Annotated in this window: 15 protein-coding genes and 1 pseudogene; 11 read left to right on the forward strand and 5 right to left on the reverse strand. The window is 71.0% G+C overall.

Annotation, left to right across the window (positions count from 1 at the left end; genetic code table 11):
• A partial coding sequence (locus STRIP9103_RS18045; RefSeq protein ID WP_048820495.1) for a PP2C family protein-serine/threonine phosphatase occupies positions 1-454 on the forward strand: 454 nt, incomplete at its 5' end.
• Between the two features lie 189 nt (positions 455-643).
• Positions 644-775: a hypothetical protein gene (locus tag STRIP9103_RS52790; RefSeq protein WP_009314201.1), complete on the forward strand. Its 132-nt coding sequence runs from the start codon at positions 644-646 to the stop codon at positions 773-775.
• A gap of 117 nt (positions 776-892) precedes the next feature.
• On the opposite strand, the pseudogene STRIP9103_RS18050 reads toward STRIP9103_RS52790, so the two are convergent.
• Positions 893-2,488, reverse strand: a pseudogene (locus STRIP9103_RS18050) (purple acid phosphatase family protein).
• Positions 2,489-2,630: 142 nt separating this feature from the next.
• Between STRIP9103_RS18050 and STRIP9103_RS18055 the strand changes: the two are divergent.
• Positions 2,631-3,674, forward strand: coding sequence for a 3-isopropylmalate dehydrogenase (locus STRIP9103_RS18055; protein WP_009314219.1), 1,044 nt, complete (start codon positions 2,631-2,633; stop codon positions 3,672-3,674).
• Positions 3,675-3,969: 295 nt separating this feature from the next.
• Positions 3,970-5,058: a branched-chain amino acid aminotransferase gene (locus STRIP9103_RS18060; protein ID WP_009314206.1), complete on the forward strand. Its 1,089-nt coding sequence runs from the start codon at positions 3,970-3,972 to the stop codon at positions 5,056-5,058.
• Between the two features lie 69 nt (positions 5,059-5,127).
• Here the strand turns inward: STRIP9103_RS18060 and helR are convergent, their stop codons facing one another.
• Together helR and STRIP9103_RS18070 are read right to left on the reverse strand one after the other, a co-directional pair.
• Positions 5,128-7,311, reverse strand: a complete 2,184-nt coding sequence (helR, locus tag STRIP9103_RS18065) for an RNA polymerase recycling motor ATPase HelR (RefSeq protein WP_009314210.1) — start codon at positions 7,309-7,311, stop codon at positions 5,128-5,130.
• 283 nt (positions 7,312-7,594) lie between these two features.
• Positions 7,595-8,806 carry a glycosyltransferase gene (locus STRIP9103_RS18070; protein ID WP_009314228.1) on the reverse strand — a complete coding sequence of 404 codons (1,212 nt, stop codon included), beginning with the start codon at positions 8,804-8,806 and terminating at the stop codon, positions 7,595-7,597.
• 564 nt (positions 8,807-9,370) lie between these two features.
• Here STRIP9103_RS18070 and STRIP9103_RS18075 point away from each other — a divergent pair.
• From STRIP9103_RS18075 to STRIP9103_RS18095, 5 genes are all read left to right on the forward strand, one after another.
• Positions 9,371-9,655 (forward strand): hypothetical protein, encoded by a 285-nt coding sequence (locus STRIP9103_RS18075; protein WP_009314220.1) that lies wholly within the window; start codon positions 9,371-9,373, stop codon positions 9,653-9,655.
• Positions 9,652-10,746, forward strand: a complete 1,095-nt coding sequence (locus STRIP9103_RS18080) for an alpha/beta hydrolase (protein WP_009314209.1) — start codon at positions 9,652-9,654, stop codon at positions 10,744-10,746. Before STRIP9103_RS18075 ends, STRIP9103_RS18080 begins: the two co-directional genes overlap by 4 nt.
• A gap of 403 nt (positions 10,747-11,149) precedes the next feature.
• The gene (gene cimA / locus STRIP9103_RS18085) at positions 11,150-12,754 is read left to right on the forward strand and encodes a citramalate synthase (protein WP_009314207.1); all 1,605 of its coding nucleotides are present in this window, start codon (positions 11,150-11,152) and stop codon (positions 12,752-12,754) included.
• Between the two features lie 322 nt (positions 12,755-13,076).
• The gene (locus STRIP9103_RS18090) at positions 13,077-15,641 is read left to right on the forward strand and encodes a glycoside hydrolase family 3 N-terminal domain-containing protein (protein WP_009314221.1); all 2,565 of its coding nucleotides are present in this window, start codon (positions 13,077-13,079) and stop codon (positions 15,639-15,641) included.
• Between the two features lie 245 nt (positions 15,642-15,886).
• Positions 15,887-17,263, forward strand: a complete 1,377-nt coding sequence (locus STRIP9103_RS18095) for a hypothetical protein (RefSeq protein ID WP_048820496.1) — start codon at positions 15,887-15,889, stop codon at positions 17,261-17,263.
• Between the two features lie 152 nt (positions 17,264-17,415).
• Here STRIP9103_RS18095 and STRIP9103_RS18100 read toward each other — a convergent pair whose 3' ends face one another.
• Entirely contained in the window at positions 17,416-18,201 is a 786-nt protein-coding gene (locus tag STRIP9103_RS18100; protein ID WP_009314216.1) for a S1 family peptidase, read from the reverse strand.
• 243 nt (positions 18,202-18,444) lie between these two features.
• Between STRIP9103_RS18100 and STRIP9103_RS18105 the strand changes: the two genes are divergently transcribed.
• Positions 18,445-19,023 carry a YdeI/OmpD-associated family protein gene (locus STRIP9103_RS18105; RefSeq protein ID WP_048820497.1) on the forward strand — a complete coding sequence of 193 codons (579 nt, stop codon included), beginning with the start codon at positions 18,445-18,447 and terminating at the stop codon, positions 19,021-19,023.
• 500 nt (positions 19,024-19,523) lie between these two features.
• On the opposite strand, the gene STRIP9103_RS18110 is transcribed toward STRIP9103_RS18105, so the two are convergent.
• On the reverse strand, positions 19,524-20,138 hold the full coding sequence (locus STRIP9103_RS18110) for a YceI family protein (RefSeq protein WP_009314213.1): 615 nt from the start codon (positions 20,136-20,138) through the stop codon (positions 19,524-19,526).
• Positions 20,139-20,292: 154 nt separating this feature from the next.
• Between STRIP9103_RS18110 and STRIP9103_RS18115 the strand changes: the two genes are divergently transcribed.
• Positions 20,293-22,659 (forward strand): polysaccharide lyase 8 family protein, encoded by a 2,367-nt coding sequence (locus STRIP9103_RS18115; protein ID WP_009314225.1) that lies wholly within the window; start codon positions 20,293-20,295, stop codon positions 22,657-22,659.
• The last annotated feature ends 42 nt before the right edge of the window (positions 22,660-22,701 follow it).

Here is a 22,701-nt window from a genome sequence, read left to right on the forward strand (position 1 = left end):
CCCCCAGCTGCGCAGCGAGCGCACCGACTGGGGGCCGGATCTCACCGGGCTCGGCGACGTCACCGTCGACGTCATCAACTTCGGCCACGAGCCCCCGCTCCTGGTCTCCGCCGACTCCGTACGACCCCTGCCGCTGCGGGAGGGACTTCCGCTGGGGCTGGGTGATCTGGCGCCGCGGACGCGCGGGACGTGCACCGTACGGCTCGCTCCCGACGAGAGTCTGCTGCTCGTCACCGACGGGGTCACCGAGGCCCGCGACGGCAGCGGCGCGTTCTTCCCGCTCCTCGCGTACCTCACCGGGGCGCTCGCCGCCGACCCCCGCGTCGCCGCCGACCTGCGCGAGTTGCTTTTGACCAGCCGTAGGCAACCCGGCGCGTGCGCCCCCGCGTGTGAAGACGCAGGTCAGCGGGGTGTGATCCGATTGGTCGTCTCAGATAGTAGGAAGACCGACTAATTGTGGAGACAGATGCGCTGGACTCACCTACTTTTGTAGAAGCCGAACGTCTCGCTCGATCCAGCGAATGGCGGGTGTGAGGCGGAGCCTTAGGCAGGCAACCCCTGCGGCGCCGCTCCCCGCCCCATCCGGCGTCTCGTAACCCCCTGTGTCCGTACTCCCGGATTGCCTCGAAGGAGTCGATTCCCCATGGCCGAGACGACCGTCCGCCGCCGAGTCCGTCACGTTTCCCCGACGAACGAGTCCGACCGCAAGAACGCCGCCGCCGCGCTGCAGCGCGCCCTCGACCGCAGGGACAACGGCGGGTCCACCGGGCACTGAGCGGCCCGGCGCAGAGCGGCTCCCTCACCGACACACCGGGCACCCCGTGCCCCCAGCAGCCGGGAGCCGCACCCGTTCGGGGCGCGGCGCGGCCGTGAACAGCCGGGTCACCCCGGTTCACGTGCCGCGCCGCACCTCGAAGTGGTCGATGCGCGTGCCGTCCTGCGCCAGTGCCGAGACCTTCAGCGCAGGCTTGGCGCCGGTCTCCGCCTCCACCTGAGGAACGAGAAGCCCCGGTAGCGCACCTGGGACCACTCCACTGTCTCCGCGTCGGAGGAGCGGGACTTGGTCCACTGGAAGGTGTCGACGGAGTCGTGCCGGGTGACGTGGCCCTCGTAGCTCTCCTTTCACGCCCGCCGGGAAGCCGTACAGGTCGCGGCCACCGCCGCCCGCCGTGACGTACACGATGCCGTCGCGGGTCGGGTCGGTCGACGCGCCGATCGGTACGGCCCTGCCGACCTCGCCGTTCCTGATGGCGTCGGTCCGCTCGTAGACGTGGTTGTGCCCGTTGATCACCAGGTCCACCTGGTGCTCGGCGAACAGCGGCAGCCACTCGGCGCGCACGCCCCCGTCGGAGGCGTGCGAGGACGTCGAGTAGGCGCAGTGGTGGAAGAAGACGACGACGAAGTCCACCTCCTTCGACGCACGCAGCTCGCGCAGCCTCTGGTCCAGCCACTTCGTCTGCCGGCCACCCGAATAGCCGAAGTTGGCCGGGATCTCGTACGACACGTCGTTCGCGTCCAGCGCCACGACGCCGACGTTGCCGTACGTGAACGCGTACACGCCCGGCGCCGAGCGCGGGTCGAAGCCGTTGTCCGGCAGGGACCAGCGGGCGAGTTGGCCGCCGTAGCCGTCCGGTGAGTACCAGGCCTCCATGTCGTGGTTGCCGGTCGTCACCATCCAGGGCACGGACTTGGTGACCGTCTCGTTCTGCTTGAGGAACAGGTCCCAGAAGCCGGGGTCGTAGCCGTCTGACTCCACGCCCTTGCCGTTGACGTTCGCGTAGCAGATGTCGCCCGCGTGGAGGTGGAAGGCCGGCTTCTGACGCAGGATGACGTTGTCGTTGGCGGCTGCCGCCTTGCCGACGCCCTGGTCGCCGAACGCCGTGAACACGAACTTCTCCGGGGTCGCCGGCGCCGTACGGAACGACTCGATCGTCGCGCGGCGGCCCGGCGAGGCCGGGTCGAAGCCCTCATGGCCGACGCCGTAGTAGTACGTCGTGCCGGGGAGCAGGCCGTCCAGGGCGGCGTGCAGGTAGTACTGGTCCAGTTCGAGGCGCACGCCCTCGACGCCCGGGGTGTGCAGGTCCCGTACCTCGGCCTCGACCTTGCGGCTCAGGTCGTCGGGCTTCAGACCGATCCGGACGTACGGCTTCTTCACCGCGAGCGGCACCTGCCAGGAGATCCGCATCTGTGTCCTCGGGTCGGCGCCGAAGGCGAGATGACGGCCGAAGGGGGTGACGACCGAGCCCGGCGCCTTGGAGGTGGCGGGGGACGGGGTCGTCACACGCGGAGAACGCGGAGAACGCGGAGAACTCGGCGAGCCCGTTGATCCGGAGTCGCCGCATCCGGTCAGCAGTCCGCCCGCCGCCACGGCGCCCGCCGTCACCAGCGTGCGGCGCCGCGTCAGCTTCGTACGCAGGTACTCGTGCTGCTCGGCCATGCTCATCCGGCGCGCGAGCTGCGGCGGAATGCCGAAGTCGGGAATGTCCATGAGAGGGAACTTCCCAGTGCGGACCAACAGCCGCTACACATACGGGTGAACGCACGGCGACTTGTGGGAGTTGTCACTCTCCCGGGTGTCCGTATCGCGGACAGACCGTGTCATCCCGTGGGACCAGGAGTACGGTGCCGTCATGTCTCGCAGCCTCAATCTCGCAGTGATCCCCGGTGACGGCATCGGTCAGGAAGTCGTGGCCCAGGGGCTCAAGGTCCTCTCCGCCGTCCTGCCGCAGGATGTGAAGCTGGAGACCAAGGAGTACGACTTCGGAGCCAAGCGCTACCACGCCACCGGTGAGACCCTCACCGACGCGGACCTGGAGTCGCTCAAGCAGCACGACGCGATCCTGCTCGGCGCGATCGGCGACCCCAGCGTGCCGTCCGGCGTCCTGGAGCGCGGCTTCCTGCTCAAGCTCCGCTTCGCCTTCGACCACCACGTCAACCTGCGTCCCTCGAAGCTGCTCCCGGGGGTGGCCACCCCGCTCGCCGGTGAGCCGAACATCGACTTCGTCGTGGTCCGCGAGGGCACCGAGGGCCCGTACACCGGCAACGGCGGCACCATCCGCAAGGGCACCGAGCACGAGGTCGCCACCGAGGTCTCCGTGAACACGGCCTTCGGCGTCGAGCGGGTCGTCCGTGACGCGTTCGCCCGCGCCCAGGCCCGCCCCCGCAAGAAGCTCGCGCTGATCCACAAGAACAACGTGCTGACCTTCGCGGGTCACCTGTGGACCAACATCTTCAACAAGGTGGCCGAGGAGTTCCCCGAGGTCACCACCGAGTACATGCACGTGGACGCGGCGACCATCTACCTGGTCACGCAGCCCGAGCGCTTCGACGTGATCGTCACCGACAACCTCTTCGGCGACATCATCACCGACCTCGCCGCGGCCGTCTCCGGCGGCATCGGCGTCGCCGCGAGCGGGAACATCAACCCCTCCGGCGAGTTCCCGTCCATGTTCGAGCCGGTCCACGGCTCGGCCCCGGACATCGCCGGCCAGGGCAAGGCCGACCCCTCCGCCACGGTCCTGTCCGTCGCGCTGCTCCTGCGCCACCTCGGCTACGAGGCCGAGGCCGCCCGCATCGACGAGGCGGTCGCCGCCGACCTCGCGGAGCGCGTGGGCAAGCCCGCCCGTACGACGGACGAGATCGGCGACGCCCTCGCCGTACGAGTAGCCGGCTGATCCGGCGCGCTCCTCGAAACTGTTCGAAGCCGCCGGGTCTCCTCACCACCCGGCGGCTTCCCCATGTCCCCCGCCGGGTGTCACCATCATCCCCAGGACCGCACCTCATACCGTTTCATCCACGGGAATCCGCGCTTTCATCCCGGTCGTCCACGTTTCGTACACGCCCCTCTCCGGGCGATAATCGAACGAGGTGCCGCGGAATGAGGGAATGCTCGGACGTCCTAACACCGGCCACAGGCCGTACGGATGTGAGCGCGGCCCGTCACACACAACCGGTGAAGGACAACGACTCATGACGACGCCCACGATCGAGCTGAAGCCGTCCGCGAACCCGCTCTCCGCCGCGGAGCGCGAGGCGATCCTGGCCAACCCCGGCTTCGGCCGCCACTTCACCGACCACATGGTGACGATCAAGTGGACCGAGGGCCGCGGCTGGCACGACGGTCAGCTCGTGCCGTACGGGCCGCTCTCCCTCGACCCCGCGAACATGACCCTGCACTACGCGCAGGAGATCTTCGAGGGCCTGAAGGCGTATCGCCGGCCCGACGGCTCCGTCGCCACCTTCCGCCCGGAGATGAACGCCAGGCGCTTCCAGCGGTCCGCCAAGCGCCTCGCGATGCCCGAACTGCCGGTGGAGACCTTCATCGAGGCGTGCGACGTCCTGGTCCAGCAGGACAAGGCGTGGGTGCCCGCGCACGGCGGCGAGGAGTCCCTCTACCTACGCCCCTTCATGATCGCCACCGAGGTCGGTCTGGGCGTCAAGCCGGCCAACGAATACCTCTTCCTGGTCATCGCCTCCCCAGCCGGCGCCTACTTCCCGGGCGGCGTCAAGCCCGTTTCCATCTGGGTCTCCGAGGACCATGTCCGCGCCGTGCCGGGCGGCATGGGCGACGCCAAGACCGGCGGCAACTACGCCGCGTCACTCCTCGCCCAGGCCGAGGCCGCCGCCAAGGGCTGCGCCCAGGTCTGCTACCTCGACGCGGTCGAGCGCAAGTGGGTCGAGGAACTCGGCGGCATGAACCTGTACTTCGTGTACGGCGACAGGATCGTCACCCCGTCGCTCACGGGCTCCATCCTGGAGGGCGTCACCCGCGACTCGCTCCTCACGGTCGCCCGTGACCTCGGCTACGAGGCCGAGGAGGGCCGTGTCTCCATCGACCAGTGGCAGGCCGACTCCGAGAACGGCACCCTCACCGAGGTCTTCGCCTGCGGCACCGCCGCCGTCATCACCCCCGTCGGCACGGTCAAGCGCACCGGCGCCCAGTGGCAGCAGTCCGCCGGCGAGCCCGGCCCCGTCACCCTCAAGCTCCGCGAGGCCCTGCTGAACATCCAGCGCGGCACGGTGGAGGACAAGCACGGCTGGATGCACGTGCTGGGCTGAGCCGCACATGTCACTGCCCCGCGCCCCTGAAGGGGCGCACCCCGACCGGGGGTTGGACGACGGTCGGCGTCAGGGGCTTGTGAGGACGACGAGTTGCCGGGTCGCCCGGGTCATCGCGACATAGCGGTCGACGGCTCCTTCGACGCCCTCGCCGAACTCCGCCGGGTCGACCAGGACGACCAGGTCGAATTCGAGCCCCTTCGACAGCTCCGGGGGCAGCGACCGGACCCGGTCCGTCTGCCGGAACGTGGGATCGCCGATGACACAGGCGATCCCTTCGGCATGCGCGGCCAGCCAGGTGTCGAGGATCGAGTCCAGCTCCGAGGCGGAGCCGTGGACGACGGGTACGCCGCCGCTGCGGATGGACGTCGGCACGTTCGCGTCCGGGAGCACGGCCCGGATGACCGGCTCGGCCTCCGCCATGATCTCTTCCGGCGTCCGGTAGTTGACGCTCAGGGAAGCCAGGTCGATCCGGTCGAACCCGACCCGCTCCAGCCGTTCCCGCCACGGCTCCGTGAACCCGTGCCGGGCCTGGGCACGGTCCCCGACGATGGTGAAGCTCCGCGACGGGCAGCGGACCAGCAGCATCTGCCACTCCGCGTCGGTCAGTTCCTGGGCCTCGTCCACGACGATGTGCGCGAACGGGCCGGCGAGCAGATCCGGGTCGGCGGTGGGCAGGGCGCTCTCGTCGACCAGGGAGTTCCGCATGTCCTGGCCGTGCAGCATGACCAGCACGCCTTCGCCGTCGTCATACGTATGGGCCTCCAGCAGGTCGTCGATGACCCTGCCCATGCGCTCGCGTTCGGCGGCGACAGCGGCCTCATGCCGGCGCTTGCGCCGTGACGCCTCCGGGTCGCCGAGCCGCTGCCGTGCCGCGTCCAGGAGGGGCAGGTCGGACACCGTCCAGGCCTGGGGTTCCGCGCGCTGGAGGCGCCGCACCTCGTCGCGGCCGAGCCAGGGGGCGCACATCCGCAGATACGCGGGTACCGACCACAGATCTCCGACGAGGTCGGCCGCTTCGAGCAGCGGCCAGGCGCGGTCGAAGGCCGTGAGCAGTTCCCTGTTCCGCGTCAGCGACCTGCGCAGGAGTTCGGCCGATACGTCGCCGCCCTCGCCGTCCTCCGCCAAGGCGTCGTCGTGCTTGTCCACCAGGATGGTGAGCAGCTCCTCCCAGATCTGGTCGCGCGCCTCGTTGTGCGGAGTACCGGGTTCGGCCGCTTCGAACGCCACGGCCCAGTCGTCGGCGCTCAGCCGGACGTCGGACCAGTGGGTCGTGACCGTCATGCTCTCGGTGGGCGGCTCCTCGTAGAACCTGACGGCCTTCTCCATCGCCTGCACCAGCTCCGCGGACGACTTCAGCCGGGCCACCTCGGGGTCGGCCTCGACCGCCGCCGTGGCTCCCTCGGTGACGAGGTCGCGCAGGATGCAGGTCTGCACGCCCTCCTCGCCGAGGCTGGGCAGGACATCGGAGACGTAGGACAGATAGGGCCGGTGCGGACCGACGAACAGCACGCCGCCGCGGCGGTGGTTGAGGCGGGGGTCGGAGTGGAGGAGGTAGGCGGAGCGGTGCAGGGCGACGACGGTCTTCCCCGTACCCGGGCCGCCGTCGACGACGAGCGCGCCACGGGACCCCGCGCGGATGATGGCGTCCTGGTCGGCCTGGATGGTGCCGAGCACGTCCCGCATCCGCGGTGACCGGTCGCCGCCCAGGCCGGCGATGAAGGCGGACTGGTCGTCGAGCGCGGCGTGGTGCCCGGCGAACCCGTCCGGGGTGAACACCTCGTCCCAGTAGTCGCTGATCCGGCCGTCGGTCCAGCGGTACCTGCGGCGGCTCGCCAGACCCATCGGATTGCCGTGGGTGGCTCCGAAGAACGGCTCGGCCGCCGGGGAGCGCCAGTCGAGCAGCAGCCGACGGCCCGTGCTGTCCGTCAGACCGAGGCGTCCGATGTACACGGGCTCGGGGTCGTCCGCGCCGACCATGTGACCGAGGCACAGGTCCAGCCCGAAGCGGCGCAGGGTGCGCAGCCGAGCGGTCAGCCGGTGGATCTCGACGTCCCGGTCCAGCGCCTGCCGGCCCTTGCCGCCGGGCGCCCTGCGCGCGGCGGCGAGGTGGTCGGACAACTCGGCGATCGACTGCTCCAGACACTCCGCGATGGCCGCGAAGTGCCGCTCGTCACCGGCTGTCAGGACCGGGTCGGCCTTGGCGGCGAGGCGGTCGGGAAGGGCGAACGCGCTGGTGGTCAGGGGTTTCACGGCATCAGCTCCGATAGGAGGTCGCTTACGACCATGGCGTGCGGCGGGGTGCCGGCCCAGGGGCAGGTCGGCAGGGGCGTGCGCTGGGTGGGGGAGGGGTGCAGAGGGGGAGGGGGGAGGGGCATGGGGGGAGAGAGCCGAAGGGGGCGTGGCCAGGCGATCCGCGTGGGGCATGCGCGGACATGGGCGGGCCGTTCCCGGCGTCTTTCCGGGCGGCCTTTCTCCGCCGACGCCGACCGCGCTCAACCGGCGTCGACGGTCCTGTTGCCGACTCCGACCGAGCTCAGCCGACGTCGACCATGTCGAGCAGCAGCTTCGCGGCGACCGTCGCCCCGTCGGTGCGGATCTCGGCGGCCATGGCCTTCGCCCGTGCGCGGGTCTCGGGAGTCAGGGCGGTCGTGAGCGCGGCCGAGAGGGAGTCGAAGGTGGGGGTCGGGCCGTCGTGGGCCGCTCCGATGCCCAGGTCGGCGACCCGGCCGGCCCAGCGCGGCTGGTCCACGATCTGGGGCACGACCACCTGGGGAGCGCCGGCCAGCGCGGCCGTGGTCGTCGTACCCGCGCCGCCGTGGTGGACGACGGCGGCGACCCGGCCGAACAGTGCCTGGTGGTTGACCTCGCCGACGACGAAGCAGTCGTCCCGGTCGTCGATCGGGGCAAGGCCGGCCCAGCCGCGCCCGACGAGCACGCGGCGGCCCTGCGCACGCACCGCCTCGACGGCCACCCTGGCGATGTCCTCCGAGCCGCGCAGGGGCATGCTCCCGAAGCCCACGTACACGGGCGGTGCGCCGGCGTCCAGGAACGCCGACAACTCGGCCGACAGCGGGCGTTCGTCCGGCAGGATCCACGCGCCGGTCTGCACGAGGTTGAGATCCGTCATGTCCTGCCACGGGCCCAGGGTCGGGTCCGCCGCCAGCCACGGCCGGTCGGTGAGGACATGGTCGCGGACGTTGGCCACCGGCGGCAGACCGATCGACGCCCGGTGGGTGTTCAGCGCCTCGCCGTACAGCGCGTTCACCCTCTCGGCGTCCAGGTCCCACAGCACCCGGTTGTCGGTCACGTCCGGTGGGAGCGGCGGGCCCGGCCGCCGCCCCGGCGGATAGTGCGGCGAGGGCAGTTGGAACGGGTGGAAGCACGCGAACACATAGCGGATGCCCAGTTTCTGGGCCACCGACCGTATGCCGGCCGGCATCAAGCCGCTCGCCACCAGTGCGTCACACCCCTCGGCCGCCGCGGCGACCGGGCCGAAGTGCGCGGCGACCAACTCGGCCGCGACCTGGGGCGCGCCCCCCGGCGGCGGCCCACCGCTCACCAACGCGCGCACCGGCCGACCGAACGGCACCAGCTCCACGCCGACACCGGCCAGCAACTCCGCGAACTCCTCGTCCGGCGGCGCGCATACCCGCGCCTCCGCCCCGAGTGTCCGCAACGCCACCGCGAGTGCCGCCAGAGGTTCGACGTCCCCGCGCGACCCGTACGCGCATAAAAGAACACGCATTTAGCGAATCACCTATTTCTGTAGCTTCTGGCCTCGGCCGGCAATTCTGCGGCACGACGGGGGCCTTGCCGCAAGCCCCCTGGTGCGCTATATGTTGAGAGTGGCAAGGAGTGGGTGACCTCCTTGCCTTTGTTTTTTGCCTCGCCGCGCACGGGAGTTCCCGGACGAGCCCCTGAAGTGAACGCGGCTCGCGGACACGCGATCAATCGCCCGGGTTGTACGTAAACGAGCGCATTGACCCGGGTTGGGTGGTGCGCTTGTATCCCGGTGAGCCCTCGGCGAAGGGCCCGGGGGAGACAAGGTTCCGGGGGAAACCATGTCCAGAGCCGCACATCCGAGAACGGCATGTGTCACCACCGACCGCTCCAGGTCCCGCGGAGTCTCCACGGGCTCTGCTTCCTTGTCGTCGGCGCTGCTGCTCGCACTCACCGCGGCAGCCGTACCGGCCGCGAGCGCGGCGCCACGGCGACCGCACGAAGCGAACGCGTCACTCGCGCCGCGCGATCCCCGTGTCGCGCGGATCAGTACCACCGCCGACGGCACCCAGGCCGACGGCGTCTCTCCATGGCCACCCCGACCACACGCAACGGCCGTTTCGTCGCGTTCCGTTCCACAGCGACCAACCTCGTGCCCGAGGGCATCGCCCACCCCGGCACCTACGCGTACGTGCGCGATCTGCGCACCGGCGCGGACCCTACCGTCACCAGCGCCGACGCGGGCGCCATCGCCGTGGCCGGCGCGCTGGGCGACAAGGGCGTGGTCTTCTCCGCGGAGGCGACGGACCTGGTACCGGGCGACACCAACGGCGTCCCGGACATCTTCTCCCGAAGGCTGAGGCCGACCCGATGAGACATCTGACGAGCCTCGCGGCGCTCACCGCCGCCCTCATCCTGACCGCCCTGCCCACCGCCTCCGCGCACAGCCCGGGTGTGCAGCGGATCAGCACCGTCGGCGACGGCGGTCAACTGCCGAGCGCGTCGACCGGAGCCCGGATCAGTGCCGACGGCCGGTACGCGGTCTTCAACTCGGCCGACCCGACCGGCGGTTACGACCGCCGCGTCTACATCAAGGACCTGCGCACCGGCGGCCTCACCCCGGTGCCCGAGGAGATGCAGTACACCGGGGAGGCGATGATCAGCGGCGACGGCCGCCGGATCGCGTACAACAACGGCAACCGCTTCCCGCACCCGTACGTGTACGACCGGGTGACCGGCGAGACACAGCAGTTGTGGCCCGAGCGGGCACCGGACGACACCCTGTACGAACTCGGCACCGTGGGCGCGATCAGCGCCGACGGCCGCCATGTGGCGTACGTGATCGGCAACCGCCACGGCAATCAGGGCTCCCGCGTGCTGTACGTCCGCGATCTGGTCACCGGCACCGACGAGCAGATCACGGCGCTGCCGCCCGAGGGCATGATCGACCGGGTCCGGCTGAGCGCGGACGGCCGTACCGTCGCGTACGACGTCATCGTGCTCACCGGCTCGGCCTCGGGCGCCCTCGGCCGCGTCTACGTCAAGGACCGGCGGACGGGCGCCACCCGGCGCGTGGACCCCGACCCGGAGGCCCGCTCCGTCCTCGCCCAACTCTCCGGCGACGGCCGCCGGGTGCTCTTCACGACGACGGCCCCCGCGAACGGCACGCCGCAGCCGTACATCCACGACCTGCGCACCGGCCGCACCGAGCCCGCCGGTCCCGAGGGCAGTACGGCGGTCGCCGCCGACCCCTCCGCCCGCCATGTCCTGCTGGCTCGGGACGGCGCGCTGAGCCTCCTCGATCTGCGCACCGGCGCACACCGGTCCGTGACCGGGAGCGGCACCGCGCTCCCGGGCGCGGTCTCCCGTCAGGGGCGCGCGGTGGTCTTCACCTCCACGGCCGACGACCTGGTCGCGGACGACACCAACGGGGTCGCGGACGTGTTCATCCAACGCGGTCACTGACCGGACCGCCGGTACGTCCCGGTACGCCACCTCGGGCGACCCCCGTACGTGACTCTCGTATATGACCTCGTATGTGAGCCGGGATGAACATGAGTTGATCAGCGCGTCGTTCGCATCCTGAGACGGACGGTGAGCACGGGGGCGGGTTGTGCCAGACTGCCTCCGTGCTCTCGTTCGCCATGATTATTGGCAGCAGGCGCGCCGGTCCGCAGTGACCGCCACGTACGACCAGGTACGGGCGGACACCGTCGTCCTCGACCCGCGCGCAGACCTCTCGCACCCGCGAGAGGTTTTTCGCATTTCTGGCCCACCTACAGCCGGGAACGCAGCGCGAGGGATCATTGGAGGACGGTGGAGCCGGTCATTCCGGTAGACCGAGATCCAACACAGGAGCCTTGACACCATGACGGTAACCAGCGAGCTGGACGACTCGTTCCATGTCTTCGACACCACCCTGCGCGACGGCGCCCAGCGCGAGGGCATCAACCTCACGGTCGCGGACAAGCTGGCCATCGCACGGCACCTGGACGACTTCGGCGTCGGCTTCATCGAGGGCGGCTGGCCCGGCGCGAACCCGAGGGACACCGAGTTCTTCGCCCGCGCGCAGAAGGAGATCGACTTCAAGCACGCCCAGTTGGTCGCCTTCGGCGCCACGCGTCGCGCGGGCGGCAAGGCGAGCGAGGACCCGCAGGTCAAGGCCCTGCTCGACTCCGGTGCCCAGGTGATCACGCTGGTCGCGAAGTCACATGACCGGCACGTGGAGCTCGCGCTGCGTACGACGCTGGACGAGAACCTGGAGATGGTCCGGGACACGGTGGCGTACTTGAGGTCGCAGGGCCGCCGGGTCTTCGTCGACTGCGAGCACTTCTTCGACGGCTACCGCGCCAACCCCGAGTACGCCAAGTCCGTCGTCCGCACCGCCGCCGAGGCCGGCGCCGACGTCGTGATCCTCTGCGACACCAACGGCGGCATGCTCCCCGCCCAGGTCCAGGCGGTCGTCTCCACCGTCCTCGCCGACACCGGCGCCCGGCTCGGCATCCACGCCCAGGACGACACCGGGTGCGCGGTCGCCAACACCCTCGCCGCCGTCGACGCGGGCGCCACCCACGTCCAGTGCACGGCGAACGGCTACGGCGAGCGCGTCGGCAACGCCAACCTCTTCCCGGTCGTCGCCGCCCTGGAACTGAAGTACGGCAAGAAGGTCTTCCCCGAGGGCGCCCTGCGCGAGATGACCCGCATCTCCCACGCCATCGCCGAGGTCGTCAACCTCACGCCGTCCACGCACCAGCCGTACGTCGGTGTCTCCGCCTTCGCCCACAAGGCCGGCCTGCACGCCTCCGCCATCAAGGTCGACCCCGACCTGTACCAGCACATCGACCCCGAGCAGGTCGGCAACACCATGCGCATGCTGGTCTCGGACATGGCCGGCCGCGCCTCCATCGAACTCAAGGGCAAGGAGCTGGGCGTCGACCTCGGCGGCGACCGTGAGCTGGTCGGCCGGGTCGTCGAGCGGGTCAAGGAGCGTGAGCTGAGGGGCTACACGTACGAGGCCGCCGACGCGAGCTTCGAGATCCTGCTGCGCGACGAGGTCGCGGGCAAGCCCCAGCGCTACTTCCGCACCGAGTCCTGGCGGGCCATCGTCGAGGACCGCCCCGACGGCAGCCACGCCAACGAGGCCACCGTCAAGCTGTGGGCCAAGAGCGAGCGCATCGTCGCCACCGCCGAGGGCAACGGGCCGGTCAACGCCCTCGACCGCGCCCTGCGCGTCGCCCTGGAGAAGATCTACCCCCAGCTCGCCAAGCTGGAGCTGGTCGACTACAAGGTCCGCATCCTGGAGGGCAAGCACGGCACCAACTCCACGACCCGCGTCCTCATCTCCACCTCCGACGGCACCGGCGAGTGGTCCACGGTGGGCGTCGCCGACAATGTGATCGCCGCGTCCTGGCAGGCCCTGGAGGACGCCTACACCTACGGCCTGCTCCGTGCCGGGGTGGAGCCGGCGGAGTAACCATCGGGCGTTCGCGCCCCTTTCAGGGGCGCGGGGAACTGCGCGACAAGCCCCCACCGACCCGCAGCCGACGACGAACCGCGCGGGGTCTGGGGGCGCGGCCCCCAGGGATGGGACGGGTAGGGGCGGCGGGGGCGAGAACACCGGTCGGCACTCTTCGCCGCATCCCGCTCGCCCCCGTCCCCCTGAAGCACTGCGTGACCCGTACGCCTCCCGAACGGTTGTACAGGACTCTTGACGCCCTTTCGAGCCGACAGCTGTCTCCCATCAAGCCACAAAAGGGAAACGGGAGTTCAACGCGGCGACTGGTCCTGGAGGTTCAGTGGAGGGAAACCCGACGCGGTTTTCACCGGCAAGCCCCACGCGTTCCCCGCGATCCCCACGACTCGGCGGCCCCCGCGCCGCACCGACCGACCGAGGCGGCGGGCAGGTCCGGGGCGCCGGGCACGTCCGAGGCACCGGGTACGTCCGAAGAAGGGCGCTGCCGGCCTCGGTCGCCCTGTTGTCCGGACTGCTCCCACCACCGTTCGCCGCCACCGCCACCGCCGCCGGTTCCGCGATCGTGACGACCGACGCCACCGTCCACCCCGTGGCCGAGGGCGACACGGCCCACATCCGCGTCACCGTCACCGGCACGGTCACGGAGCCGGTCACCGTGACGTACGCGACGACGGCATCCGGCACGGCCTCCGCCGCCGACCGCGCCCCCGTCGCCGGCACCCTGACCTTCCCCGCGGGCACCCCGTCCGGCACCACCCGCACCATCGCCGTACGCACCCTGCGCGACAAGACGGCGGAGACGGCGGAGACGATCCCCGTCAAGCTCACCGTCACCGGCGCCGACGCCCCCGCCGAGAACCCACGCGTGGTGATCGGCGCCCACGGCCTGCCGTACCTCGACCCCGAGTTGCCGGTGCGCAAGCGCGTCGCGGACCTCCTCTCCCGGATGACCCTGGAGGAGAAGGCCGGCCAGATGACCCAGGCCGAGCGCGGCGCCCTGGCCACCCCGGACGACATCACGGAGTACGGCCTCGGCTCCCTCCTCTCCGGCGGTGGCTCCGCCCCGGCGCGGAACACCCCCGAGGCCTGGGCCGAGATGGTCGACGGCTACCAGCGCCGGGCGCTGTCCACGCGGTTGCAGATCCCGCTGATCCACGGGGTGGACTCGGTCCACGGCCACAACAACCTCGTCGGCGCCACCATCACCCCGCACAACATCGGCCTGGGCGCGACCAGGGACCCCCGACTGGCCCACGAAATGGGCTCGTTGACCGCCGCCGAGACCCGGGCCACCGGCATCCCCTGGGACTTCTCACCCTGCCTGTGCGTGACACGCGACGACCGCTGGGGGCGTGCGTACGAGTCCTTCGGCGAGGACCCGGCGCTCGTGAAGTCCATGGAGACGATCATCCAGGGCCTCCAGGGCGCCCCGGACGGACGGGACCTGGACCGGAACGACAAGGTCCTCGCCACCGCCAAGCACTTCGTCGGCGACGGCGGCACCGAGTACGGCTCGTCCACGACGGACACGTACACGATCGACCAGGGCGTCACCAAGGTCACGCGGCAGGAGCTGGAGGCGGTGCACCTCGCGCCGTACCGGGAGGCCGTGGACCGGGGCGTCGGCTCCGTCATGCCGTCCTTCTCCTCCCTCGACATCCTCGGCGACGGCAAGGGCGCGGTGAAGATGCACGCCCGCGCCGACATGATCAACGCTGTCCTCAAGCACCGCATGGACTTCGACGGCTTCGTCATCAGCGACTGGCAGGCCATCGACCAACTCCCCGGCGACTACGCGAGCGACGTCCGTACGTCGATCAACGCGGGCCTCGACATGATCATGGTCCCGTACGCGTACGGCGACTTCCACCGCACCCTGGTCGCCGAGGTCAGGGCGGGCCGCGTCAGCGAGCAGTGCGTCGACGACGCGGTCGCCCGCATCCTCACCCAGAAGTTCGGACTGGGCCTCTTCGAGCAGCCCTACGCCGACACGAGCGGCATCGACGACATCGGCTCGCCCGCCCATCGCTCGGCGGCCCGCGAGGCGGTGGCCAAGTCGCAGGTCCTGTTGAAGAACAAGGGCGGCGTCCTGCCGCTCCGGAAGTCCCAGAAGGTGTACGTGGCCGGCTCCAACGCCGACGACATCGGCAACCAGAGCGGCGGCTGGACCATCACCTGGCAGGGCTCCTCCGGCGACATCACCGAGGGGACGACGGTCCTGGAGGCGATGCGCAAGGTGGGCGGTGCCGACCGGGTGACGTACTCCAAGGATGCCTCGGCACCCACCTCCGGCCACGACGTGGGCGTGGTCGTCGTCGGCGAGACCCCGTACACCGAGGGCTTCGGCGACGTCGGCAACGGCCACGACCTGGAGCTGAGCGCCGCCGACAAGGCAGCCGTGGACAAGGTCTGCGGTGCCATGAAGTGCGCGGTCCTGATCGTCTCCGGCCGCCCCCAGCTCATCGGCGACCGACTCGACGGCATGGACGCCCTCGTGGCCTCCTGGCTCCCGGGCACCGAGGGCGACGGCGTCGCCGACGTCCTCTACGGCAGGCGCCCCTTCACCGGCCGACTGCCCGTGACATGGCCCAGGTCGGAGGCCCAGCTGCCGATCAACGTGGGCGACAAGTCGTACGATCCCCAGTTCCCGTACGGGTGGGGGCTGACGACGAACGGGGCGACGCCGGACAGGGCCGCCGACGCGCCGGGCGGCGTGGGACATGCCCTGGTGACGAAGGCGCGGCAGCACGTGCTGCGGAAGGTCGGCCCGGACGTCCGTATGACGGAGGCGGTCGCGAAGCCCTTCGCGGAGGCCGACCACCTGCTGCTGACGGGCCGGTACACGGAGGCAGTGGCGAAGCTGGGCGAGGCGTACCGGGCGGCGTGAGGCCTCCGGTGTGACAGCCGCCGGACGCCGGGCACTGTCGATCGGTGTCGGCTGGTGACGCGTATGTCACCCGGTGTCGGCCGGTGACCGTGTGTCACCCGGTATCGCCCGGTGACATCGGCCGGCGAGGGCGGCCTCGGTCGGCGGGGGTGGCCTTGGTCGGCGAGGGAGCGGAACCTTCCGGTTCACGTTTCCCTGCCGACCGGATCGTCCCTTTTCGTGGCGATCGAGGTAGCTTCGAAGGTATGAAGGGCGCATCGGTCCCCCGTCTGATCCGCTTGCTGATCGCGCCGCTCGTCATGGCGGCCATGGCGGTGCTGTGGGTCGGCGCGCCCGGCGCCCTCGCGGCCACCGACATCTCCACGGTGGCCGAGTCGCTGCGCGAGGGCCCCGTCTATGTGGACCCGGCCGCGACGGACCAGCTCGCGTCGTCGGACGCCGAGGCGCTGGCCGACAAGATCGAGGACGCGGACGAGCCGATCTTCGTGGCCGTCCTCCCGGCCGGCTACCCCACCCAGGATCTCTTCCGGAACCTCCGCACCGAGACGGGCGTGACCGGCCTCTACGCCATCCGCCTCGGCGACCGCTTCGACGCCCGCGCCGACAGCTCGGTCCTGAGCAAGCAGACGGTGGCGAACCTGGTCACGGCGGTGCGGGGCGCCGGCGACGCGAAGGCCCAGCTCAACGACTTCGTGGACGACGCCTTGCGCAGCAACCCGGCCGGCTCGGCCCCGTCCAGCTGGAGCGACGGCTCGGGCGGCGCGGGCGTGGACGCGGGTGCCCTGGCGGTGGCGGGCGCGGTGGTGGCCGCCGGTGGCGTGAGCGCGTACGCGCTGGCCCGCCGCAACCGCCGTAGGAAGGAGGAGGAGCGGCGCGAGGCCCTGAGGAAGCTCCAGGTGGTCGTGGACGAGGACATCACGGCGTTCGGCGAGGAGCTGGACCGCCTCGACTTCCACCCCGCCGAGGCGGGCGCGGACGACGCGATGCGCGCCGACTACGAACGGGCGCTGGACGCGTACGAGGAGGCCAAGTCGTACATGGCGGCGGCCACGCGCCCCGAGGAGGTGCGCGCGGTCACCCAGGCACTGGAGGACGGCCGCTTCTCCCTGGCCCAGCTGGCCGCCCGCCGGGAGGGTCGCCCCCTTCCCGAACGGCGCCCCCCGTGCTTCTTCGACCCCCGCCACGGCCCCTCGGTCGCCGACGTGCTCTGGACGCCGGCGCTCGGCGCGGAACGCGAGGTGCCGGTCTGCGCGGCGGACCGGGCCCGCCTCGCCGACGGTCGGGACCCGATGATCCGCGAGGTGGAGACCGCGCCCGGCAACCGCCGCCCCTACTGGGACGCCGGCCCCGCCTACGGCCCCTGGGCGGGCGGCTACTTCGGCGGCGGCCTCCTCCCCGGGCTCCTCGTCGGCACGATGCTCGGCAGCATGATGGCCACCCCGTCCTACGCGGCGACCTACGGCGCGGGTTACGGCGACTTCGGCGCGGGCGCCGGCTACGAGGGCGGCGACGTCTCCGGCGCCGACTTCGACACCGACGACTTCGGTGGCGGCTTCGGCGGCGGTGACTTCGGCGGAGGCGGCGACTTCGGGGGCGGCGGGGACTTCAGCGGCGGCTTCTGACAGGCGGCTTCTGACAGCGGACGGACAGCGGACGGAACGGGCGCGGGCCCGGCGCGCGGTGCGGCGCCGGGCCCGTGGACGTCGTACGACGCCATGTCGGCCCATGAGGACCTACGTGCTGGGTGCGGACCTACGCGCTACGCGGGACCGGGTCAGAGCCCGGCCGCGGCGGAGGCGATCGCCGAGGCGAAGGTCGAGACCTCGGTGTAGACACCGGGGGCGTTGGGACGGGCGCAGCCCTCGCCCCAGCTGACTATGCCGACCTGGATCCAGGCACCGGCGTTGTCCCGGCGGAACATCGGGCCACCGGAGTCGCCCTGGCAGGTGTCGACGCCGCCCGAGGCGAAGCCGGCGCAGATCTCCTCGTTCGCGACGAGGCCGCTGTAGCTGCCGCCATAGGCGCGGCACGTGGCGTCACTGACGAACGGCACCGTGGCCTTGAGCAGGTACCGCTGCTGCGCACCGCCCTCACGGGCCGCGCCCCAGCCGGCCACCGTGAAGTCACCGGTGTTGTACTGCGTGGTGGTGGCGATCTTCAGCGTCGGCAGGTTGATCGGCTGGGCGAGCTTGATGAGCGCCCAGTCCTTGCCGGTGCCGTTGTAGCCGGGGGCCCGGTACACGTACGTCGAACGGACCTGGACCCGGCCGCTGGTGGACTGGAGGTCCACGACGCCGGCCGTGGCGGTGATGCTGGTGTTGGCACCGGTCGAACCGACGCAGTGCGCGGCCGTGAGGACGATCTGCTGCGTGTACAGCGCACCGCCACAGCCCATCGACAACCGGACCATGAACGGGAACTCACCCTGCGCGGCCCGCGTCCCGCCGACCACCGGCGACGGCGCGGCCTCCGCCGCCGACACCGGCTGCAGACTGGCGATCGCCAGCGCGGCGGCACCGACAACGGCACATCTCTTCAGAGCGGTGATGAGTCTCTTCAACGTGATGCCTTCCGTGGGGGGTGGCTGGGAGAAAATGACGCGAACATGACAACTTTGACCTCGGGAGGCCGCTCCTCTGTCGCCATCAGCGGGTCAATTTCTGTTGCTGGATTATGTGAACCCCGTGAGTGGCGAGACAAGGGGTGCGATTCAGCCACACGCCTCAAGACCCGTTCAAGGGGCGCACGTTCAGGCGTGGCGTATAGGACGGAGACTGTCCTGTACGCCGCCTACCGTGGCCCCATGACCACTTCGCACGGCACCGAAGCCCTTGCCTTCGAAAGCCCCGAGCACCTCGACGCCTGGCTCACCGCCCATCCCGCCCCGCATCCCGGTCTCTGGGTGAAGGTCGCCAAGAAGGGGACCGGTATCCGGTCCGTCAGCGCGCGTGACGTCAATGACCTCGCCCTCTGCCACGGCTGGATCACCGGGCTGCGGCGGCGCCTCGACGAGGCGTACTTCCTGCAGCGGATCACCCCGCGTCGGCCGGGCGGCGACTGGTCGATGGTGAACGTGCGGAGGGTCGGAGAGCTGACCGCCGCCGGGCGGATGCGGGCCGGCGGCCTCGCCGAGGTCGCGACGGCCGAGGCGGACGGGCGGTGGGCGGCGGCCTACGAGTCGCAGAGGCACGCCACCGTGCCGGAGGACCTGGCCGCCGCTCTCGAAGGGAACCCGGACGCCGGGCAGGCCTTCGAACGGCTCGGGAAGACCGACCGGTACCTCGTCGTCCTCGGCCTCCTCAAGGCCCGGACCCCGCAGACCCGGGCCGCCCGTCTCCAGTCGGCGTTGACCGAGCTGACGACCGGACGACCCGGAAAGTGACCGCCAACGGGTGCCTCGGACTCATGGAACGGGTGCCCCGGACTCACGCGCGGGTGCCTCGGAAGGTCAGGGCGCCCGCGTGATTCCGTACAGGCCGCCGCTCAGATCGCCCGTGCCGATTCCGTACAGGCCGGCGCTCGGATCGCCCCCTGGAACGCCCGCACCTCCGTCACCAGCGCGAAACGCTGCTCACCCCGCCGGGTCCACCACGGTGCCGGTGACGGCCATGCGGCTTTCCCCCTCGAACTCGGTCGATCGCTCGGGCGGTTGCTCCGTCGGTTGCGACGAAGCCGCCGGGCGGTTGGCCGGACCGCCCGGGCGATGGAACAGGCGCCGGCTGTCCGTTGTCCGTGCGGAAGGGGCGGCTCTGCGAGTCCTGGTTCGGCCAACCGCCGTGCGAGGAAGCCTGGTCGAGGGGTGTACCACCGGGGCGCGCGGCCCGCGCCGCCCCATCTTCCAGTGCGCCGGCTCGGCTCACGCCCCCACCGGCGCGGGACGACTCACTCCGCGTTCCGGATGGCCGAGATGTCGAAGTTCAGCTTGATCTTGTCCGAGATCAGCACCCCGCCCGTCTCCAGGGCCGCGTTCCACGTCAGACCCCACTCGGAGCGCAGGATCTCCGCCTTGCCCTCGAAGCCGACGCGCTCGTTGCCGAAGGGGTCCTTGGCGGCGCCGTTGAACTCCAGGTCGATGGTGATCGGCTTGGTGGTGCCGAGGATCGAGAGGTCACCGGTGATGCGGTAGTCGTCGCCGCCCAGGGCCTCCGCCTTGGTCGAGCGGAACGTCATCGTCGGGAACTCGTCCGCCTTGAAGAAGTCCGCGCTCTTCAGGTGACCGTCACGGTCGGCGTTGCCGGTGTCGATGCTCTCCATCTTGACGTCGATGGAGGCGGTGGACCGGGACGGGTCCGTGCCGTCGAGGTGCAGGCTGCCGGAGAAGTCGAGGAAGCCGCCCTTGACGTTGGTGACCATGGCGTGGCGGGCCACGAAGCCGATGGTGGTGTGGGAGGGGTCGATCGTGTAGTCGCCGGTCAGCGCGGCCGGCTCGGGGTTCACCGCCTCGGTGGAACCGGCACCGGCCTGGGGGGTCGTGTTCTTGTTGCCGAAGATGCCCATGACGTGCTCCCTGAAGGGTGATCGTTCAAGATTCAACGAACTCAACACGGCCCACCGTAGACCTATTCCGTTCAGGTTTCAACTGTGTCGTGGTGGTGATCACGATGTCACTCCTCGTTGATCTCTCCGTGGCGAAGTGATACACGGCAGGGACATGACCCCCACACGTCGTACGTTCCTGCTCGCCGCGACCGCGGCGGCCTCCCTCCCCGGACAGCGCATGTCTGCCGCCGCCGACGCATACGACACCCTCCGCCACCGCTGGCTCACCATCGCCCTCGGTGACGCCTACGACCCCACCGCCGAGCCCTACGCCACCCGCCTCCGCGAGACCGGCGAACGCGCCCGCGCCTTCCGGGCGACCATGGCACCCACCACCCGCTCCCTCTGGCCGGACCACCCCTTCGACCCGCCGGCCGGGATCACCCAGAGCTACGGCCGGCTCTGGACGATGACCGAGGCGTACACCCAGCCGGGCACCGGATCGACCGGCGACACGGGCCTCCTCGCCGACGTCCTGCGCGGCCTCGGCCATCTCTCCGCCACCGTCTACAACCCCTCCACCACCCGCTACGGCAACTGGTGGGAATGGCAGATCGGCAGCCCCCGCCTGCTGATGGACATCGTCGCCGCCCTGTACGACCGACTGACGCCCGCACAGAGGGACGACGCCTGCGCGGCCGTCGACCACTTCATCCCGGACGCCCTCCTCCGCGACTACACCGGCACCTCCACCGGCGCCAACCGCGTCGACCTCTGCCGATCCGTCGCCCTGCGCGGCATCCTCGGCCGCGCCCCGGAGAAGATCGCCCTCGCCCGGGACGCCCTCTCGCCCGTCTTCCCGTACGTCACCCAGGGGGACGGGCTGTACGCCGACGGCTCGTTCGTGCAGCACACCTGGGTCGCCTACTCGGGGACGTACGGACAGGTGCTCCTCGACGGGCTCGGGCGGCTCTTCGCGCTGCTCGCCGGATCCACCTGGGAGGTGACCGACCCGAACAGGCAGATCGTCCTGGACAGCGTCGAACGCGCCTACGCCCCTCTCCTCTACGACGGCCTCGTCATGGACAGCGTCAACGGCCGTGCCATCAGCCGGGGTCACCTCAAGAGCGACGACCGGCATGTCATGCGGAGTGACCACTTCCATGGGCAGGGGATCATCGCCGCGATCGCCCTGCTGGCGCTCGGCGCGACCGCCGAGGAGCGCCGGCGGTGGTACGGACGCGTCAAGGGGTGGATGGAGCGTGACACGGTGACGCCCATCCTCACGGCGCGGCAGTTCGGGGTCGCGGATCTCGCCCGGCTGCACACCGTCGCCGCCTCCCCGGTGCCCGCCGCGCCCGAACCCGTCGGCCACCGCCTCTTCGCCGCCATGGACCGTGCCGTCCACCGCCGCCCGGGCTTCGCGGTGAACATCGCCATGGCCTCCGACCGCATCGCCCACTACGAATGCGGCAACGGCGAGAATCCGCGCGGCTGGCACACGGGCGCCGGACTGACGCTGTGGTGGGCCGAGGGGCTGGGTGGCCGGGCCGATCAGTACACGGACTGGTTCTGGCCGACCGTCGACTGGTACCGGCTCCCCGGAACCACCGTCTCCACCAAGCGGCTCGCCGACCGCGAGGGCGGCGAATGGGGCGCGCCGAAGCCCGCCGTACGGTGGGTCGGCGGGACGACCGACGGCGAGTACGCGGCGATCGGACAGCATCTCAAGGGGCTCGGCTCCACCCTCGAAGCCCACAAGTCCTGGTTCTGCGTCGCGGACTCCGTCATCTGCCTCGGCGCCGGCATCAGCTGCACGGACGGCGTACCGGTGGAGACCGTGGTCGACAACCGGAACCTGGGGGAGCCCACAGCCCCGACCGCCTCATCCGCCTCAGCCTCCTCGACCGCCGCCTCCGCCTCGGCCTTTGTACGCGGCCACGGCTGGGCCCACCTGGAAGGTCACGGCGGCTGGGTCCTTCCCGAGGGCGGCACGCTCCGCGCCCTGCGCGAGGACCGCACCGGCGCCTGGTCCGACATCAACACCGGCGGCACCACCGAACGCCGCACCCGCCGCTGGCAGACCCTCTGGCTGGACCACGGCGCCGACCCGACCGACGCCGCGTACGTCTACGTCCTCATGCCCGGAGCCTCCCGGCGCGCGGTCGCGGCCCGTGCCGCCGACCGGCGTTGGTTGTCGGTCCTCGCCAACGACCGTGCGTGCCAGGCGATCCACGTCCAGGACCTCGGCGTCACCGCCGCCAACTTCTGGGGGGCCGGTACGGCGGGGCCGCTGACCGTCTCGGCCGGGGCGAGTGTGCTGCTCCGCCGCGGGAGAGGTACCGCTACCCTCTGCGTGAGCGAGCCACCGCGCACGGGCGGGCCGATCGAGATCACGTACGCCGGAGCGGTCCGCTCGGTGCTCCGGGCCGACGACTCGGTCGAGGTACTGGCGATCACCGGGCGTCGGCTGCGGCTCCGCGTGACCCCCGGCACAGCTTGCGCGACACATACCTGTGAGCTGACTCTCACCGAATAGTCACCCACCGGCTTTGTGCGACCTCTACAAGCCGCATACCCC

This window comes from Streptomyces ipomoeae 91-03 (genome assembly GCF_000317595.1).
In the GTDB taxonomy this organism is placed as follows: domain Bacteria; phylum Actinomycetota; class Actinomycetes; order Streptomycetales; family Streptomycetaceae; genus Streptomyces; species Streptomyces ipomoeae.